The 18,498-nt window shown below is 69.6% G+C and carries 14 protein-coding genes and 1 other RNA gene; 11 read left to right on the plus strand and 4 right to left on the minus strand.

Translation table 11 applies throughout. From position 1 onward, the window contains the following. Nucleotide 1 precedes the first annotated feature (1 nt). A complete protein-coding gene (locus CXR44_RS06160; protein WP_101783891.1) occupies nt 2–1,012 on the minus strand; it encodes a DUF8094 domain-containing protein in 1,011 nt (336 codons plus the stop codon). A 47-nt stretch (nt 1,013–1,059) separates the two neighbouring features. Between CXR44_RS06160 and prfB the strand changes: the two genes are divergently transcribed. Continuing rightward, the gene (gene prfB, locus CXR44_RS06165) at nt 1,060–2,175 is read left to right on the plus strand and encodes a peptide chain release factor 2 (RefSeq protein ID WP_101783892.1); all 1,116 of its coding nucleotides are present in this window, start codon (nt 1,060–1,062) and stop codon (nt 2,173–2,175) included. Here prfB and CXR44_RS06170 read toward each other — a convergent pair. Next, a complete protein-coding gene (locus CXR44_RS06170; protein ID WP_101783893.1) occupies nt 2,161–2,352 on the minus strand; it encodes a hypothetical protein in 192 nt (63 codons plus the stop codon). The two genes, prfB and CXR44_RS06170, sit on opposite strands and share 15 nt — an antisense overlap. A 204-nt stretch (nt 2,353–2,556) precedes the next feature. Here CXR44_RS06170 and ftsE point away from each other — a divergent pair, with 204 nt between their 5' ends. From ftsE to ssrA, 5 genes are all read left to right on the plus strand, one after another. Next, complete coding sequence (gene ftsE, locus CXR44_RS06175; protein WP_091079803.1) at nt 2,557–3,246, plus strand: cell division ATP-binding protein FtsE; 690 nt, start codon at nt 2,557–2,559, stop codon at nt 3,244–3,246. Nucleotides 3,247–3,266: 20 nt separating this feature from the next. Next, nucleotides 3,267–4,172 carry a permease-like cell division protein FtsX gene (ftsX, locus tag CXR44_RS06180; RefSeq protein ID WP_101783894.1) on the plus strand — a complete coding sequence of 302 codons (906 nt, stop codon included), beginning with the start codon at nt 3,267–3,269 and terminating at the stop codon, nt 4,170–4,172. Nucleotides 4,173–4,194: 22 nt separating this feature from the next. Next, complete coding sequence (smpB, locus tag CXR44_RS06185; protein WP_101783895.1) at nt 4,195–4,662, plus strand: SsrA-binding protein SmpB; 468 nt, start codon at nt 4,195–4,197, stop codon at nt 4,660–4,662. Next, the gene (locus tag CXR44_RS06190; RefSeq protein ID WP_101783896.1) at nt 4,659–6,527 is read left to right on the plus strand and encodes a penicillin-binding transpeptidase domain-containing protein; all 1,869 of its coding nucleotides are present in this window, start codon (nt 4,659–4,661) and stop codon (nt 6,525–6,527) included. The genes smpB and CXR44_RS06190 overlap by 4 nt, the downstream gene beginning before the upstream one ends. A gap of 318 nt (nt 6,528–6,845) precedes the next feature. Next, nucleotides 6,846–7,229, plus strand: a transfer-messenger RNA (tmRNA) gene (ssrA, locus tag CXR44_RS06195). A 138-nt stretch (nt 7,230–7,367) separates the two neighbouring features. Here the strand turns inward: ssrA and CXR44_RS06200 are convergent. Continuing rightward, nucleotides 7,368–8,633, minus strand: coding sequence for an erythromycin esterase family protein (locus CXR44_RS06200; protein WP_219601684.1), 1,266 nt, complete (start codon nt 8,631–8,633; stop codon nt 7,368–7,370). 217 nt (nt 8,634–8,850) lie between these two features. Here CXR44_RS06200 and CXR44_RS06205 point away from each other — a divergent pair, with 217 nt between their 5' ends. Both CXR44_RS06205 and CXR44_RS06210 read left to right on the plus strand, forming a co-directional pair. Then, nucleotides 8,851–9,246 (plus strand): type II toxin-antitoxin system VapC family toxin, encoded by a 396-nt coding sequence (locus CXR44_RS06205; protein ID WP_245898885.1) that lies wholly within the window; start codon nt 8,851–8,853, stop codon nt 9,244–9,246. A gap of 305 nt (nt 9,247–9,551) precedes the next feature. After that, nucleotides 9,552–10,559: a hypothetical protein gene (locus CXR44_RS06210; RefSeq protein WP_101783899.1), complete on the plus strand. Its 1,008-nt coding sequence runs from the start codon at nt 9,552–9,554 to the stop codon at nt 10,557–10,559. Between the two features lie 5 nt (nt 10,560–10,564). Here the strand turns inward: CXR44_RS06210 and CXR44_RS06215 are convergent, their stop codons facing one another. Further along, nucleotides 10,565–11,308: an endonuclease/exonuclease/phosphatase family protein gene (locus CXR44_RS06215; protein WP_144069877.1), complete on the minus strand. Its 744-nt coding sequence runs from the start codon at nt 11,306–11,308 to the stop codon at nt 10,565–10,567. Between the two features lie 168 nt (nt 11,309–11,476). Here CXR44_RS06215 and CXR44_RS06220 point away from each other — a divergent pair, with 168 nt between their 5' ends. Genes CXR44_RS06220 through CXR44_RS06230 form a run of 3 tightly spaced genes read left to right on the plus strand, consistent with a single transcriptional unit; the run spans nt 11,477 to nt 18,423 of the window. Next, complete coding sequence (locus CXR44_RS06220; protein WP_245898886.1) at nt 11,477–11,860, plus strand: YbaB/EbfC family nucleoid-associated protein; 384 nt, start codon at nt 11,477–11,479, stop codon at nt 11,858–11,860. Next, nucleotides 11,857–12,156: a hypothetical protein gene (locus CXR44_RS06225; protein WP_101783902.1), complete on the plus strand. Its 300-nt coding sequence runs from the start codon at nt 11,857–11,859 to the stop codon at nt 12,154–12,156. The genes CXR44_RS06220 and CXR44_RS06225 overlap by 4 nt, the downstream gene beginning before the upstream one ends. Before the next feature lie 6 nt (nt 12,157–12,162). Next, nucleotides 12,163–18,423 (plus strand): WXG100-like domain-containing protein, encoded by a 6,261-nt coding sequence (locus CXR44_RS06230; protein ID WP_101783903.1) that lies wholly within the window; start codon nt 12,163–12,165, stop codon nt 18,421–18,423. Nucleotides 18,424–18,498 lie beyond the last annotated feature (75 nt).

Below are 18,498 nucleotides of genomic sequence, written 5' to 3' on the forward strand. Positions count from 1 at the left end.
CCTACTCGCCGGAGGCGCGGGTGAGGGCGCCGTCGTGGGCGACGACGCGGGCGGCGGCCGGGGCCGAGGACGGGGGGACCGCCGTCGCATACTGGTGGGTCTCGGAGAGCCGGAGCGTGCGGCGCAGCACCGGCTCCCCGATGGCCCAGCGGGCCGGCTCGGGCACCGGGATGAAGTCCTTCTCCGCCGTGCGCGTCGTGGTGGTCGTGGTCCGCGTCAGGGAGTACTGGATCAGCGCCCCGCCGTCGGAGGTGCGCAGCGCGTAGACGGGGTGGTCGTTGCCGCTGAAGATCGAGTCGTAGCTGAAGCCGGCGAGCTTGGCCTCGTCGCGCTCCACGGAGATCTCCCGGGCGATGTCCGTCGTGTGCGGGCCGGGCGCGATGAGCCCGGCCGTCACGCCGCTCGCGCCCGCCTCCGCCACGGTGGCGTGCAGCGGGCCCATGTAGTGGGGGCTGATGGTGACGCTCTCGTCCTGGGCGCCCAGGGCCGTCGCGTAGCCGTCGGCGTCGAGCGCGATCTCCGGCGCCCGCTGCCCCTCCAGCAGCCGCGTCGCCGAGCCGAGCCGCCAGTCGGCGGCCTTGGCGAACGTCAGGAGCGTCAGCGCGTCGTCACGGGTGACGAGCACGCTGAACCACGGAGCCCGCTCCCCGGCCGGGAAGCGCGGCACGTAGAAGGTGGGCCGCCCCCACGTGTAGCGGGGCGGGCGGTTGCCGGTGGAGGCGAAGGCGGCCGTGGTGAGCAGCGACTCGGAGTCGCGGGTGATCTGCAGCGACAGCCGCAGGTCGCCGCCCGCGCGCAGCAGGTCGTCGGTGGCGATGAACTCGGCGAACGCCTCGGCGGCGTCGTCCAGGGTGACAGCGGGCGGCGCCGGCGTGGGCGTGGGCGTGGAACTCCCGGCGGCGGCCCGGCTGGGCACCGGCGCCGCGGAACCCGAGCAGGCGGCGAGCCCGGCCGTCCCGGTCAGCAGGGTGACGGCGAGCGCCAGAGCCTTGAGCCGACCAGATGCGCGCACCTCGCCATGTTATTCGGGCGCGCGAGGGTCGCGTACTCTTGGGAGACGTGGCAGTCATCGATCCCGCAGAAGAGATCAACGAGCTCGCGGGCACGCTCCGGAGCATCCAGGACGTGCTCGACCTCGACGCTATGCGCAAGCAGATCGAGGATCTGGAGCAGCAGGTTGCCGCCCCGGACCTGTGGGACGACCCCGACCAGGCCCAGAAGGTCACCAGCAAGCTCTCCCACCTGCAGGGCGAGCTCAACCGGGTCGAGGGCCTGGTCCGCCGGCTCGACGACCTGTCGGTCCTCTACGAGCTGGCGGTCGAGGAGGGCGACGACGACACGAAGGCCGAGGCCGACAAGGAGCTGTCGTCGCTGCGGTCCGACATCGGCGCGCTGGAGGTCCGCACGCTGCTGTCGGGCGAGTACGACGCGCGCGAGGCGCTGCTGACGATCAACTCCCAGGCCGGTGGCGTCGACGCCGCCGACTGGGCCGAGATGCTGCTGCGGATGTACCTCCGCTGGGCGGAGCGCAAGGGCTACCCGACCGAGGTCTACGAGACCTCCTACGCCGAGGAGGCCGGCATCAAGTCGGCCACGTTCACGGTCAAGGCCCCCTACGCCTACGGGACGCTGCGCGGCGAGCACGGCACCCACCGCCTGGTGCGCATCAGCCCGTTCGACAACCAGGGCCGCCGGCAGACCTCCTTCGCCGGCGTCGACGTCGTGCCCGTCGTCGAGCAGACCGACCACATCGACATCAACGAGGACGAGATCCGCGTCGACGTCTACCGTTCCTCCGGCCCCGGCGGGCAGGGCGTCAACACCACCGACTCGGCCGTGCGCATCACCCACCTGCCGACCAACATCGTGGTCTCCTGCCAGAACGAGCGCTCCCAGCTGCAGAACCGCGCGACCGCCATGGCCGTGCTCCAGGCCAAGCTGCTGGAGCGCAAACGCCAGGAGGAGGCGGAGAAGATGTCGGAGCTGCGCGGCGCCACGACCACGTCATGGGGCACGCAGATCCGCAACTACGTGCTGCACCCCTACCAGATCGTCAAGGACCTGCGCACGGGCACGGAGGCGGGCAACCCGACGGCCGTGCTCGACGGCGACCTCGACGGCTTCATCGAGGCCGAGATCCGCTGGATGCGCCGGCAGGAGTCAGAGACCGCCTAGGTGCTTGACCGCCAGGGTCACGAAGAGCAGGACGACCAGCAGCAGGACGATGAGAGCGGGTGGCAGCCCGGCGAAGCCGTGGTTGTGCATCCGCTCCCGATTGGCGCGGCAGAGGGCGCAGCGGCCCTCGATGACGGGGTGTGCGCACTGCGCGCAGACGAGGTGTTGGCAACTCATGTCAGCCCCAAGTGTAGCCGCACAATCGTTTTGTTTCCGTTATGGACGTTCCATGCCAGTCTTCCCCCTAGACTGTCCTCTGGCCCATCGGAACGTCGATCCTCGGTAAAGCCAAGGCGTCCCCGATAGGTGAGTGGCGGGAAGTGGGCATGTGCCACCCTCGCATCCGTCCTGACCCCTAGACTGGCATGCCGTGATGCTCTCGTGATCCATTTCGATAATGTCACCAAGGTCTACGCGAACCAGAACCGGCCCGCGCTCGACCACGTCTCGGTGGACGTGGACAAGGGCGAGTTCGTGTTCCTCGTCGGCCCGTCGGGTTCCGGCAAGTCCACGTTCCTGCGGCTGATCCTCAAGGAGGAGCGGCCCAACTCCGGCGCGATCCACGTCGCCGGCAAGGATCTGGCCCGCCTGTCCAACTTCAAGGTGCCGCACCTGCGCCGCCGCATCGGCTGCGTGTTCCAGGACTTCCGGCTCCTGCCGAACAAGAACGTCTACGAGAACGTGGCGTTCGCCCTGGAGGTCATCGGCAAGCCCCGGCGCTTCATCCGCAAGGTGGTGCCCGAGGTGATCGAGCTGGTCGGCCTGGAGGGCAAGGCGCACCGCATGCCCGACGAGCTGTCCGGCGGCGAGCAACAGCGCGTCGCCATGGCCCGCGCCTTCGTCAACCGGCCTATGATCCTGCTGGCCGACGAGCCCACGGGCAACATCGACCCCGCGACGAGCATCGGCATCATGAAGGTGCTCGACCGGATCAACAGGACCGGCACTACCGTCGTCATGGCCACGCACGACGCGGCCATCGTCGACTCCATGCGCAAACGTGTCGTGGAGCTGGAGGACGGCAAGATCGTCCGCGACCAGTCGCGTGGCGTGTACGGCCAGGCGTACTGACAGGGAGCAGCAGGCAAACCATGCGGGCCAATTTCATCTTCTCCGAGGTCTGGATCGGCCTCCGCCGCAATCTGACCATGACGCTCGCGGTGATCCTCACCGTGGCCGTCGGCATGGCGATGCTGGGCGTCGGCCTGCTGATCAACGCCCAGGTCTCCATGATGAAGGACTTCTGGTACGACAGGGTCGAGGTCTCGGTCTTCCTGTGCCACAAGTCCACCGCCATCCCGAAGTGCGGCGGCAAGGGCGTCAGCGACCCGCAGCTGAAGGCCCTCGAAGCCAAGCTCAAGGGCATCTCCGGGGTCGCGGACGTCATCTACGAGGACCAGGAGACCGCCTTCAAGAACTTCAAGGCGACCCTGGCCGAGGACGACGTGATGTCGCAGACCGCCAAGGTCGAGGACATGCCGACGTCCTTCCGGCTCAAGCTGGCCGATCCCGACAGCAACTACCAGCCGATCGTGGACGCGGCACGGGCGATGCCGGGCGTGGCGTCGGTGAAGGACCAGCGCGAGATCGTCGGCTCGCTCTTCGACATGCTGGACAAGCTCCGGTCGGCCGCGCTCATCGTGGCGGGCACGCTGGTCGTCGCCGCCGCGCTGCTCATCGGCAACACGGTGCGCCTGTCGGCCTTCAACCGGCGCCGCGAGACCGGCATCATGCGCCTGGTGGGCGCCTCCAACATCTACATCCAGCTCCCGTTCGTGATGGAGGGCGTGATCGCCGGCCTGATCGGCGGCGTGGTGGCCGCCGTCATGCTGATCATGTCGAAGGTCTTCCTGTTCGACGGCCTGGCGGGCTACCTCGCGAACAAGACGCTCGGCTGGGACGACGTGGCGACGTCGATCACCTGGACGATGGCCATCGGCGTCCTGATCTGTGTGCTGGCGTCGTTCATCACGCTCCGCCGCTACCTCAGGGTCTGACGAACGCCGGTAAGGTCGAGACATGCCACGTGAGACGGGGCGGAAAGTCATCGCCCAGAACAAGCGTGCTCGGCACGACTACACCCTCGAGGACACCTTCGAGGCCGGCCTGGTGCTGCAGGGCACCGAGGTCAAGTCCCTGCGGGAGGGCCGCGCCTCGCTCGTCGACGGCTACGCCTCCATCGACGGGGGCGAAGCGTGGCTGTTCAACGTGCACATCCCCGAATACAGCCAGGGGACGTGGACCAACCACGCCGCCCGCCGCAAGCGCAAGCTGCTGCTGCACCGTAAGGAGATCGACAAGCTCGCCGCCAAGACCAAGGAGGGCGGGCTGACGATCGTTCCGCTGCAGCTCTACTTCAAGGACGGCCGGGCCAAGATCGAGATCGCCGTCGCCCGGGGCAAGAAGGACTGGGACAAGCGCCAGTCGCTGGCGGAGCAGCAGGCCAAGCGGGAGATGGCCCGGGTGCTGCGGCACCGCAACCGATGAGCCGCCTGCGCCGCACCCTGACCGCCACGATGACGCTGGCGGTCGCGTGCACGACGCTGACCGGGTGCTTCGACGAGTCGTCACCGCACGACGCCGTCCGCGACTTCCTCGTGGGCTGGCAGTCGGGTGACTACGCGACGGCCGCCGCCCGCACCGACGGTGACCAGGCGGCCGTGCGCAAGGCGCTGTCCGACGTCAAGCTGCAGCTCGACGCCGCGTCGTTCCGGTTCCGGATCAAGCGCATCGCCCTGGACGGAGACACCTCGCGGGCCGAGTTCCGCGCCGAGGTGGACCTGGGGGAGAACAACCCGCTGTGGGTGTACGACGGAGCGCTGCCGCTGCACCTCGTCGACGGCCTGTGGAAGGTGCGCTGGTCGCCGTCCGTGCTGCACCCGCAGCTCAAGGACGGCCAGCGCTTCGCGGTCGACCTCGAACCCAAGACGCGCCAGCCGGTGGTCGACCGCTCCGGTGAGCCGCTGCAGAGCGACCAGGTGCTCTACGTGGCCGGGGTCGTCCCGTCCAAGCTCGGCGCGCAGGCGGAGGAGGTCGTCAAGCGGCTGTCGGCGGTCACCGGGTTCGCCCAGGACCGGCTGCTGAGCCGCATCATGTCCTCGCCGCCGGGCGAGTTCGTCCCGCTGGCCACGTTCGGCCGCCAGCGCTACCTGTCGATGCAGGCGCGGCTCGACGCGATCCCGCAGATCTCCGTCGAGCGGCAGCCGCAGCCGTTCGCGCCCGAGGCGCCGAAAGACCTCATCGGCAGGGTGAGCGCGCTCACCCCCGAGACCGAGCAGAAGCTCGGCGGCCCGCAGCGGGCCGGCGACTCGGTCGGGCAGAGCGGCCTGCAGCGGGCCTACCAGGACTACCTGACCGGCTCCACGCAGACCAGGGTGGTCATCCTCGACCAGGCCGGCAAGGAGGTGGCACGGCTGGAGGAGTGGCTGGGCCGCCGGAACCAGTCGGTCAAGACCACCCTCGACCGGGCGACCCAGGCGGCGGCGGAGACCGCGCTGTCCGGCACCACGACGAGCGCGCTGGTGGCCGTCGACAAGAACACGGGCGAGATCCGCGCCGTCGCCACCAAGGGCCTCAACCAGGAGAAGGACGCGCTGGCGGGCAAGTTCCCGGCCGGCACCGCCTTCTCCATCGTGGCCGCCGACGCGCTGGTGAAGGCCGGGGTCAGCACCGACCTGAGGCTGTCGTGCCCGGCCGAGCGCACGGTGGGCGGCGCCAGGTTCGTGGAGGCCGGTCACGTCGCGGGGCAGGCCGGTGGGACGTCTCCGACGTTCAAGGACAACTTCGCCAAGGGCTGCGTGACCGCGCTGGCCTCCCTCGCCCGCCGGGTCGACGCGGCGGCGCTGGCGAGCAGCGCCAAGCAGTTCGGCATCGGACAGCCGTGGCGGCTGCCGCTGCGGTCGTTCAGCGGCTCGCTGCCCGACCTGCGCAGCGACGCCGACAAGGCCAGGGCGATCGCCGGCCAGAACGTGCAGGTGAGCCCGCTGGCCATGGCGCTGGTCGCGGCGGCGGCCGGCTCGGGCACCTGGCGCCCGCCCGTGCTGGTGACCGATCCGCAGACTGCGGGGCCGACCACCGAGACGGTCGCCGCCCCGGCGGTGCAGCCGGTGTCCGTCGATCCGGCGGTCCGCACGGCGCTGTCCGCGATGATGCGTGCCGGCGCCGCGGGCACCCCCGCCCAGGCGGGCCGCGGCCGGGTGTACGGGGTGAGCGCGCCGGCCGGTGACGAGGGCAGCAGGCAGCGGTGGTTCGTCGGCTGGCAGGGGGATCTGGCGATCGCCGTGCTGGTCCGCAACTACGACCCGGCGGCGGTCGCGGGGAGTTTCTTCTCGGCGGTGCGCAGCGGCTCGTGACGGCCACAGCGGGCCGATCTGACGCAGCGTGAAATCTCCGTGACGGAGAGCAACCATCCGGACCTCCCGGAGCGTCTTTCTCAGTGACCGGGTCCGCTCGGGGGGTTGCGGCCCCGGTCACCGCGATGAGACCAGGACTTCATCTCGGGGGAAGTCCTGCCGTCGGACCGGCTCGACCCTGCCGGTCGGCCCCCGGGGACGTGAGCCAACAGCCGCGGCCCCGGGGGTTTCGTCATGGGAATCAAGTTGGCATCACGGGCGTTGTCGGATGTACAGTCGTCTTGCTCGGCTCTCCGGAGTCGTGTTGACAACTGCACAGGGGGTGACTGGCTTCGACTTTGACCTTGCAAGCCAGGTGAAGCGGGCCGAGGACTGCGGACATAACCTCGTTAATCCTGTGACCGCGAACAATAAGTGCCAATAAGAAGCACTCTGAGGTCAGCCAGGACTCCCTGGCTCTCGCTGCCTAAGTAGCGAAACCTCTGTCAGCCCGAGAGCGCCTTCGGCTCGGTGTCTGGCATCGTTAGAAGGCTCCACCGATCGACCCGGCCACGGGGATGATCGGGAAACCAAACAGTGGCTGAGCCCGTCGGCGACTCGCCTGCGTGATCGCCGGGGCCGAGAAAAGCACAGCAGGCTGCGCCCGGAGAAGCCCTGACTTGGGGTTGAAGGACGCGGGTTCGATTCCCGCCACCTCCACAAGATCAAATCGCCTCTGAGCTGTCCAAACATGGACAGCTCAGAGGCGATTGTGCGTTCGTGGTCTTCCGTGGGGCGCTCGTAGGCAGGTAAATCTGCCGGACGCTGCCCCTCGTCATGCTCGCGAACGCGTTGCGCGGCTCAGAGGGGGTCGGCCGCCTTCACCCGGTGGAGGTGGATCAGCGAGTCGTAGGCCTTGCCCAGGGCCAGGGGCTTGGTGAACATTTCGGGCATGTACGTGGCCGGGATCGTGAAGGTGGGCCGGGCGGTGTCCAGCCAGGTGCGCACCGCCGGGTTCCGGCCAGCCTGGCGCAGGCTCACGAGATAGTCGCGGTGGCCGACCTTGTCAAGCGTGTGCTCGCTGCTGCCGGTGCCCGGGGCGCCGGTGTCGAAGACCCCGACCTTGCCGGTCTTCGGATCGATGGCGCGGAACCGGCCGCCGTGGATGGTGGTGCCGATGGCCACGTAGGACTTGCCCGCCATCGCGCGCAAATGGGCGCCCTGTGTGACCGGGTACATCTCCGGCCAGGCCGAGACGTAGCCAATGTGGCCGTTGTGAGCCGCCGCCACCGTCTTCAGGCCCGTCTGCCGGTTCCACCACCATGTGTTCTCCGCCATGGCCTTGTCGCGGTGGCTGTGCATGGCGGGGCCGTCCAGGGTGTACATCGTGGCCATGTGCGCGATGACCCGCGCCTCCTGGGCCACGATCGGGGGGGCTTTCTCCACCAAGCGGTAGGCGGCCTCGGCATTCTCGGCCAGGGTCTTACGCCGCTCCGGTGGGAGGGCGGCGATGGCGTTCATGCGTTCTGCCGTACCGCCGGGAAGGGCGAGCAGATCGGCGTAGCGACGGCGCAGATCGGGCACGATCGCGGGCTTGTTCTTCTCGGCCCAGGCGATCACTCGCCCGTACTGGTCCGGATGGACGTCGCCGATGTCGAAGCCCATGACACGCAGCTTGTCGCGGGCCGTTCGGTTGTACTCGCGCATCCAGGTGTAGAGGTCCAGCCACTCCTTTGTCTGCCAGAAGCCGTAGGAGTGCTGGAAGTCCTCGCGCAGGATCGTGCGCAGGTCGCCCTTTCCGGTGCGGACGTACTCGTCCAGCCGGACGCCCGCCGACCAGGGCGCCTCAAGGGCGATCGTGGTGAAGCCCTGATCTCTGACCAGGTGCCGGAACATCCGATTGCGTACGGTGAACAGCTCCTTTGACCCGTGGGTCACTTCGCCGATACCCACGATCGAGGCGTCGCGGGTCATCTCGGACAGCGCGTCCAAGTCGCTCAGTGGGCGGGCGTACCGGTCGAGTCCGGCCACGACGCCCTTGTCGGAAGCGGCGTGGGCCGGAGCGGCCAGAATCGGAGCGGCCAGTGCCGCGACCAGGCCGAAGGTCAGTAGGGAGAGCTTCTTCATGTGTTCAACCGTAGGGATCGGTCCTCGCCGTCTCGATCCCGTGAACCGGCCTCTCGCTGGTACGGCTGGCATTACCTCGGGTCGGCCTCCAGGTAGTGCAGGGTGGGGATGCTCGGAGGTCTCGCCCGCCCGAGGTGAGCGTGTGCCAGTTCGTCGCGCTGCGTGAGGGGACCGGCCTGTGAATCGGCCTGAGCGAGGCGTTCTGGACACCGATATCGTGGCCGCCTTCAAGCTCTTCGATCCCGCCGAGCTGCCCGTGGAGTCGGCGATCACCGCCGTCACACTCGGTGAGTTGTCGCGGGGGCCGTACGCCACCGATGATCCGGTCAAGCGCGCAGGAAGGACCGCGGTGCTCCAGTATGTTGAGGCGGCGTTTGGTGATCCGCTGCCGTACGACGCCGGCGCGGCCCGGATGTTCGGGCAGCTCTGTGCCGTCGTGTGTGCGCAGGGCCGGCAGCCACGAAGTCGGACCGCCGACCTGATGATCGCCGCGACAGCCGCCAGTAATGAGTTGCCGTTGTTCACCGCGAATCCCAAGGACTTCGACGGCTTGGAACGGCTGGTGGACGTGGTCGCTGTGATGCCCCTTCACGGCGCGACGGGCCAGCCGTAAGAGGCGGGTGTTGCCTTGTCGAAAAGAACTTGGCGAGTGGTCGACCGATCGTCCTCCCGAAGAGCGGTTCGTCGCGCCGGTTCTGGTCGAGGCCGATCGACTCCTTGAGGCGTCAGATCATCCGATACAGCTTCACCACCTGCGACATGGTGTTCGAGTAAGCGTTGAGCACCTCCACTGACGAACGGTGGCGTCCCACGGGGCGCCGCCGTTCTGTTGTGAGCGGGCTCCGATCAGTGATCTTGCATGGGGCCGTGCGGTGATGGAAACCTGGTGCGGCTGTCCCGCGCACCGAGGAGGCGCTCATGGCCGAGCCGGCCCCGATCACGACCACCGACCTCTGGGATCTGAAGGCCGATCCGGTCCGCCTGGAGAAGCTGGCCGACACGTGGCGCAGCCTCGGCGCCAAGGCCGGCTCCGCGGAGAAACTGATCAACGACGCCGCCCATCTGGTGTTCACCAAGGACCACTGGACGGGCGACACGGCCACGTCGTTCAACGACTACCGCAAGAAGTTCACCGCCGACGTGGAGCTGTTCGGCAAGTGGGCCGCCAACGTCGGTGACCTGCTCTCGTACACGGCCACCGTGCTGAGGGTGCAGCAGGGGCTCCTCGACGAGGAGCGCAAGCGGCTCAACGGGGTCCCCGCGAGCGCCGATCTCAGCGGCCTGACCTTCCGCCCGCGCGACGCCGAGCAGGCGCGCCTGGTCTCCGGCGCGATCACGACGGCGAAGGAGATCCGCCGGCGCGTGGACGAGGTGCTGGCGGAGAAGAAGCGCGACATGAAGTTCTACCAGGACCAGTTCGAGGCGATCAGCAAGGAGTGGAAGCCGCGCACGGTGCGCCTGCTCAACTTCAACATCGGCCAGGGCGCCGGCAACTCGCCCGGTGACTCCGCCGGCACCGACTCCGAGGACATCTCAAAGATCGCCGGAGTGATCGCCGGTCAGGACACGGACATCGCCACCGTCCAGGAGGTCTTCAAGCACGACATCTACAACCTGGAGGAGGAGCTGGAGAACCGTACCGGCGACAACTGGGACGTCAGGTTCGAGGAGGCGAGCAAGAAGTACCACGCGAACGACGACTGGCCCATCATCGGCGACATCATCAACGCGCCGTTCGGCAACGCCGTGCTGGTCCGGGAGGGCGACGTCATCGAGGGCACCGGAGACAGCGAGCGGGTGAAGCTCGACGTCGAAGGCGGCAGCATCACGCTGCCGGCCAACGGACCCGGCACGGGCGACACCCGGATCGACGACGGCGAGGGCCGCTCAGCGGCGAGGACCGAGGTCGAGATCAAGCCGCGGTGAGCGGCCTACCAGTTGGGGACCTCCACGTCCACCTGCTGGGCGTCGTGGTCGGAGGTGGCTCCGTCGACCAGGACGGGCTGACCGTTCATGGCGAACGCCGGAGAGCCCGCGACGTGGTCGATGCGCGTCCCCGAGGGTGAGGTGCCGACGACCTTGCCGTCCTCGCCGACGGCGCCCGAGTAGACCGTGTAGCCCTCGGTCTTCAGGTCGTGGATGGCGTCGCCGGACGAGGTGTTCTTCGGGTTGTCGCCGTGGTGGGTCACGACGTTGAGGTCGCCGCCCAGCAGCGACGGGCCCCGGTTCATGGCCTCGTGGAGCTTGTCGATCTGGCCGGTCCTGACGAAGTCGTCGTACTCGTGCAGGCCGTGGCTGTGCACGTGGGCGCTGTAGACGTCGAACCCCTTGCTCGCCTGGGCGAACAGCCGGTCGGCGATCTCGTCGTCCAGTTCCTTGAAGGCTGTGATGACCTTGCGCAGCCTGCCCTCGTCGGAGTCGATCACATTGATGAGGATCTCCGCCAGGCTGTCGGCGGTCGACTGGAGCTCGGCGTGCGCGGAGCCGGCCAGGCCGGCGTTGGTCGTGTCGCCGAACGCGTTGGAGCCGGGAACGCTCGGCACGGGGATGTAGGTGACGGCTCCGGGACCCTCGGCGAGGGCCGTGCGCCCCTGCTCGACGGCCTTGCGGGCCTCGCCCACCTTCCCGGCCAGCTTGCCGACCTCGTCGAAATCCATGCTCGCTTCAGCACCCATGGTGGTCCAGCGTAGACCCGACGATCATCCGGGCATAGCGCGCACCTCGACCAGCGTCCTCAGTGACAGCGTTGTTAACAGTGGGCCAACATCACCTTGATCAGCTAAGGTCAGGTGAGAAGTCGCCTTATGCTGCTGTCCGGAAGCAGGCGGGTGGAAGGTGCATCTGTGGCGAATGCGTTCGAGGCCGAGATCACGCAGCTGGCGGCGGAGGTCAACCAGAAGATCGCACGCATCCGCGAGACGTACGAGGAACTCTCCGCTCTGGAGCACACGGCGCATTCCCGGGACGAGATGGTCAGCGTGACCGTGGGCCGGCACGGGCAGGTCCGCGGCATCAGGCTGAATCCGCGGGTGTATCGCACCCTGTCCCCCTCGGAGCTGGCCGACGCCATCATGCAGCAGGTCAACGACGCCACCGCCGCGGTCTCGGAGCGGAGCAGGCAGCTCCTGGCGCCCCTCATGCCGGAGGACGTGCCGCTGGAGCAGGTCTTCGGCGAGCACGCGACGCTCGACGCGTTCCTGCCCGCTCCCGTGGAGCCCGCCCCGTGAGCGGCTACCACGTGCGGTGGGAGGCGTTGCGCCGCGAGGCCAAGGTGTACGGCGAGTGCCGGCGCAACGCCCAGGAGGCGCGCGACGAACTGCTCGCCGCCTTCGACCGGGACAGGAACACGCTCGGCCACGACGCGTACGGTGCCGAACTGGCCAAGCACCTGCCCGGCGTCGAGCAGAAGATCTTCGACTCCCTGAAGGAGTACATCGACGAGCTCGACGGCGTCGCCTCGGGCCTGCACGTCAACGCTCGCGACTACGAGCGGCCGGAGCAGCCCCCCGCCGGGCGCAACTGATCGTTCATGGGCTTCGACGGATTCCTCGTCCCCGACTTCGCCAAGCCGTACATCGGCTGGGTGGTCGGCACGGACTGGCCGGAAGGCGACGAGTCCGGCTGCTTCCGGCTGGCCGACGCCTGCGTGCTCGCCGCGCACCGGCTCGTCGAGGGCACGTTCGCCGACCAGCCGGCGAGCGCGAGCAAGATCGGTGCCGACTGGGACGGGGAGGCCCATCTCGCCTTCGCCGCCCATGTCAAGAGGGTCGTCGGCGGTAAGGTCGCCGATCTGGTCGAGAGGCTGATGGGGACCGCCGTCGCGCTCAACGGCGTGGGCGTGCAGATCCAGTACGCCAAGTACATGATCGAGCTCACCGTCTGGCTGCTGATCGCGCAACTGGCGTATCTGCTGGGCGCGGCCCTGGCCACCGGCAACGCGAGTCTGGCGCTCATCCCGCCACGTCTGCAGATCGCGCGGATGACGGTCGCGCAGATCGCCCGGCAGTGCCTGCGCAACATGGTGCTGTTCGCGCTGATCGTGGCCGGGATGGACGGGGGCATCCAGGTCCTGCAGATGGCGAAGGGGCGCAGGGACGAGATCGACGTCCAGCAGCTCGCGATCTCGGCGGTGAGCGGCGGCGCCATGGGCGGCCTCATGGGAGTGTTCTCCGGTGGGCTGAACCGGCTGGCCACGCCCGCCCTGCGGGCCGGCCTGACCAGGGCCGAGATGACGACAGCCGAGAAACTGCTGGCCGCGGCCACCTCCTCGTTGTACGGGCAGGCCGCGCAGTATGCCGTGGCGGGCGGCATCACGACCGCGGGCACCCTGCTGGCCCAGGGGAACTTCAGCTGGGACATGCTGGCCAAGGGCATCACGTCGAGCGCGCTCGGAGCGGACGGGCAGCACCTTCTCACGACCCTGCCGCACGGCGGCGGCCCGTCCTCGCCCCACCCGGGTTCCTCGCCCGGCCCGGACCCCGCGCCCGGTCCCGGCGGCTCCACGCCTGGCGGCGGTCCCGGCGGGCCGGGGCACGCCACCGGTTCCGCCCCGAGCACGGGACGGGGCCCCGACGCGGGCCCGGGCGCCCACGGCGTCGGCCCTGCCGTGCCCGGTGACCCGGCTTCCGCGGGATCCCGCAACGGGACGTCCGGCCACTCGGTCGCGCGCGCGCCCGACACCGGTGCGGAATCGACGCTGGCGGCGGTGAACCACAACCAGCGGACCATCGACCAGCTGATCAACTCGCCGGTCGCTGACGGGCCGCCTGCCGGCAAGAGCCCCTCAACGCTGTCGCACCAGGCCGACGGCGTGTCTCGTCCGCCGTTCGAGGGCCAGACCAACACGGTGATGCCGCAGCCGGCGAACGGCTCTCCGGCGTCCCGGCCTGACGGCTCGCCGTCGTGGAAGCAGGCCGAGGTGGCCGGGCAGTCGTCGAACGGCGCGGGGTCGCGGCCTGACGCCGGCTCGCCGCCGGCCGGCCGAGGATTGCCGGAGATGGTCGCGGACGCCGGCCGGACGGCTTGGCCCGAGGGCGCTCCTGGAGGCAAGGGCGCGGAGCCGGTCACGCGGCCGGACTTCGGTTCGCAGCCGGTCAACAGGAGTGTCCCGGACACGGCGGCGAACGCCCCTCTGGCCTCCCGGCCGGATGGCCCGGTGGTCTGGAAGGACAGGACCGAGATCCATCCACCCCGTACCGTCGAGATCGGCGCCCTGGGGGAGACGGCCGTGCACGACGTCAAGGTCCCGGAGGACCCGAAGGCGTCGGCCAGGGCGCTGGCCGACGGCATCACGGGCGTCACCAAGCGCGAACGGGCCGCGATCCGCGACTGGCTCACGCAGGTGCTCTCCGACGGCAACCGCGACACGTGGACCGACCACCTCCACAAGGGCGTGGCGCTCAGCGTGCGCAACAAGCTGATCTACCTCAAGCTGAGGCCGAGCGAGCTCGCACACGTGGAGAACCCGAGCCTGGCGCCGGAGAAGCCGGTCGCGTTCGGCGGTGACGGTGTGGAGGGCAAGTCCGCGCAGGCGTCCTCCCTGGGCAGCACCGCGGGACTGATCCGCGAGTTGGGCCCCTCGGCGGACGAGGCCGAGGCGCACGCCGTGCCTCGGATCGGCGTCACCAGCACGTTGCGCACGACCCACACGAGCAGCATCGAGGTCATCAGCGGTCACAAGGCCGTTTCGCCGGAGCACGACTACTTCGTCGCGAAGGTCTCCGTCGAGGTCTACCGCGGCGGTGAGAAGGTCGCCGAGACCGGCGGAGTCCCCGGGATGTCCGTGACCCTCCCCTTCCCCAAGCAGTTCACCCGTGAAGGGCCGCTTCTGGCCGCCGACCATCCGCCGGCGCTGCCACGTCACGAGGTGCCCGCCGGAGCCGGGCACAAGTTCCGTGATCACGGGATCGCCATCACCGGGATGGACCCCACGCCTCTGGTGCTGGAGGTGCAGCGCCGGGCGCTGTCGATGGGCGTGCCCGCGCACGAGGTGGCCAAGATCATCGACCACCTCACGTCCACCGTGCTCAGCGAGCAGGGGTTGAAGAACCGCAGCCAGTCGTTGCTGTCGAGCGGGGCGGCCTCCGAGGCGGTCCGGTACCGGAGCTCCGTGCTGCGGTCAGCGGAGGAATCCATCCAGGTCACCGGTGAGGTCACGCGGATCGAGCCCGTGGACGGAGGCGCCCGGCCGCCGATCGAGACGATGTTCCGCGACGACCTGGGGCGGCGCGCGAGCGAGGGGACGACGCATCGGCAGGGTGCGAGCGTCAACATCCATGCGGGCGGCAAGGTCGGTCTGGCCCTCGGAGACCGGGTGGAGGTCGTCGCCCGGGCCATCGGCGGGTTCCATCTGGGATCGGACCATGTGACGACCGCCCACCAGGCGCACGGCAACCACACCGTCCTGAACAGGGTCGGCGACGTCACCCTCTACGACGCCCGGATGAGGCTGCAGGTGGTGACCGAGAGGATGGGCGCCTTCGACGTCGAGGTGCAGGCCGAGCTTGCCGTACCCGCTCGCGACGCCTCCCGGATGGAGCAGGACGTCTTCGGCCACGATCTTCGGCCGCAGGGCGAGTTCAACAGGGTTCGGGAGGCGCTCGCCGACCTTCACCGGGAGCTGGACGACGTCCGTCAGGAGTTCATGCGGAACGAGCCGGTCGGTGAGTATCCGCCCAGGGGCGAGCACCCGAACCGTGGCTACGACCCTCACGCGCTGGAACCGGAGACGCTCGCGGCGGGGCGGGGGACCGGACTGGGCAGCGGCGTCCGCGTCCACGCGGACGCGCGGCTCAGCACGGAGATCCGCCAGGCCGTCGATGAGGCACTGCCGGACCTTCCCCCCGGGATCAGGCGGCAGGTCATGCGGGACATCGACAGCCGTTTCGGCGGGCCGGCCCTGGAAGCGGACCTGACGGGCGCCCTGCACGGGATCACCTACAGGAAGACGATCGGCGGCTACACCGTCGAGATCCTGGCCGAGGGTGCCCTCGGCCGGCGGCACGAGGTCCGCTCGACCGACCTGACGGTGAACGAGCGCAGGATCACGTCCCGGATCGACACCAGCCAGCGGGAGACCTCGTCCGGGGGCCGTGCGGAGGTCCGTGCTGTCGCGCGCCTGGAGGTGAACGAGGGGCTGAAGGTCGATCCGGTGAACGTGTCGGTCGCCGGGAGCAGCGCGAAGGCGGGCAGTGTCGCCGTCACGGCCGGCCACACGAGGTACGACCGCACGGAGACCACCGGCGGAGGCTTCACCATCACGCGGGATCTCTCCTTCGACGTCAGGATGAGACTGTCGCGAGACGGTGCGGAGGTGACGAACACCTCGTGGCAGGTGCACGGGAGCAGGGCGGAGATCGTCGTGCCGAACGCCCACCTGCCGGAGACCCCGGTGCTCGCGGGGGACCTCGGGGACGTGGGCCGCGTGGAGGCGTCGGCCAGACCGCCCAGGGACGTGTGGGCGCACGACGACCGCCTGCACGCCATCGTCCGCCTGGGCGCCATGCCCGACCTGGCCCAGGCGGTGGCCGGCAGGTACGCCGACTGGGCGGGACTGCCGAGGCCCGCGGAGCGTCTGGACGTGCCGGCGGTGATCGAGACCGCCACCGACGTGCTCAAGCTGGAAACCATGATCACATCCCATCCCGACGGACTGCACTACACGGTGTCCGAGGAAGGGGGATGGCGTCATGACCTGCAGATCAAGGCCGACGTGGCCGGGCTGCGGCACGTCAAGTCGGAGACCGGGGTGGAGCACGAGACCTACGCGAACAGCAACTCGAAGCTGACGGACGGCGAGCGTCGCAGAGGGACCCTGGGCGGGCACGCGCGGAGCGGCCTGCGCGCCGGGTTCGGCCGCGACGGCGAGCACGGCGGTGAGCACGGCGGCGAGGCGGCGGGTCACGAGGCCGGGGAGAGCACGGGGACCGAGCACAAGGTCGTGGCACGAGCGGGGGTGCACGCCGCCGTGAAACGGATGTCCCACGAGACCTCCTACGTGGGAGGCAGCGACGTCGCCCGGGTCACCTACGGAGACCGGACCACCTCGCACTGGTATCGCGGAGATCTCGTCCTGGAGGTCACACCGACCAGGACCGACGGGATCACGGTCGAGCGGGGCCCGAGCACGTACGTCCGGGTGAGCGACATCATGGACGTCGTCCTGCCGGACGAGGTGGCGCGCCGTCACGGACTGGAGGGGCCGCAGGCCGCGGAGCCCGCCCAGCAGGCGGGAGACACGGCTCGCGCCTATTCCGCGCCGGACGCGGCGTTGAGCGCCGCCTCCGTCCAGCATCTCGACTCGCGGGCCGTGCTCCCGCAGATCGTCCAGAGCCTGCGTGACGAGGGCCTGCTCCTGCCGGGTCAGGAGTTGACGAACCATCCGGTGGCCGAGCACCTGCGCGGCATGTACGGCCAGGACGCGCTCGCCACGAGACTGGGCGAGCTCCGCGGCAACGGGGTGTCCTCCTGGCTGTTCGCCACAGACCAGCACGGCCGGGTCACCGAGCGGATAGGCATCCGGGTCACGGCCGAGATCGGCGACGGAGCGCACGTCGGTGAGCGTCCGGACGCCGGCCTCATGCTCCGCAGCGAGCGCCTCGGCGGCGAGCTGAGCCTGCGCGAGGCGGGAACCGACCGCGGAGTGGAGGCGCTCGCGCGCTACATCAGGTCTTCGGACGGCGATCTCGCGGGAGGCGAGGCGGCGTACACGAACGTCCGCGACTCCCACGCCGTGGACTCGCGCGGAACGAACGTGAAGGACATCAACCGCTACCAGACGCGCGAGGCTCCGCACGAGTTCACGCATCCGGTCACCTACAGGATCACGATCGAGCGGGCCCACGTCCGCCCCGTCCTGGAACCCATGCAGAGCGCCGCCCGCAGCGTTCTGCTCAAGGTGGGCGAGATGACCGGACATGACGGGGCCGTGAAGCTCTTCGACAAGCACGTAGGCGTCACCACGACGTCCAGCGCGGTCGCGGCCGGCGAACTCGGTGTGCTGGTCCCGGGGCACCTCACCACGGAGGTCCCGCCGGGCACCCCGGTCGCGGCGGGTACGCCGGTCGCCGCCGTGGAGCCCCGGTGGGCGGAGTCGGCGGGGCCCAACGCCATGACCACCACGCTCGGGAACGGCGTCCCCAAGGGGGACGTCAGCCAGGTCGCGTTCCCGGCGGCCCGGTTCGTGGAGGAGTGGGCGCCGATCGCCGCGGTCTCGCCGAAGCTGCGGGAGGAGGTGCCCTCGCTGAACGACAGGCCCAACGGGTTCGAGCTGTCCCGCCCCGCCGGCATGGCCCTCGCCGAGGCCACCAAGGAACGGACCATGCGCGCCCACCTGGAGCAGCTCCTCGCGCATGCCTACGAGATCCCGGGGGTCGGCAGGGTCGGGATCGACGTCAACGGGGCTCGCGAGGTCACCACCGCGCTGGTCAAGCAACGCGTCTACGCGCAGACCATGAGCACGGCCGGGCACGGCCAGGAGCATGGCCGCGGCCGGTCCGTCCGGGGAGGCGCGTCCGCGGGGGGGACCGAGGACGGGCTGCTGGGCTACGGCGGCATCAGCGGCAGCACGAAGACGGGGGACGAAGCCGCGTCGCGGAACGCCAACATCGTCGAACGTAACTTCCTGGAGAAGCAGCACGAGAACACCTACCTCGAACTGGACATCTCCGTCGTGCTCCATGGCGAGGGCAAGCCACTGGTGATCGACGTCGACAAGGGTCTCTACCTGAGGCTCACCCCGGAAGGGCTCGCCGCGTTCGAGGCCGCGCATCCCGGGGTCGTCGCGCGTTGACCCCGGTCTGGCGGGATCACTGGGGCAGTTGAGGTGATTACAGGCGTTATGGGAGAGTCTGACATTCTTGGTCCC

Source organism: Nonomuraea indica (genome assembly GCF_002850745.1).
In the GTDB taxonomy this organism is placed as follows: domain Bacteria; phylum Actinomycetota; class Actinomycetes; order Streptosporangiales; family Streptosporangiaceae; genus Nonomuraea; species Nonomuraea indica.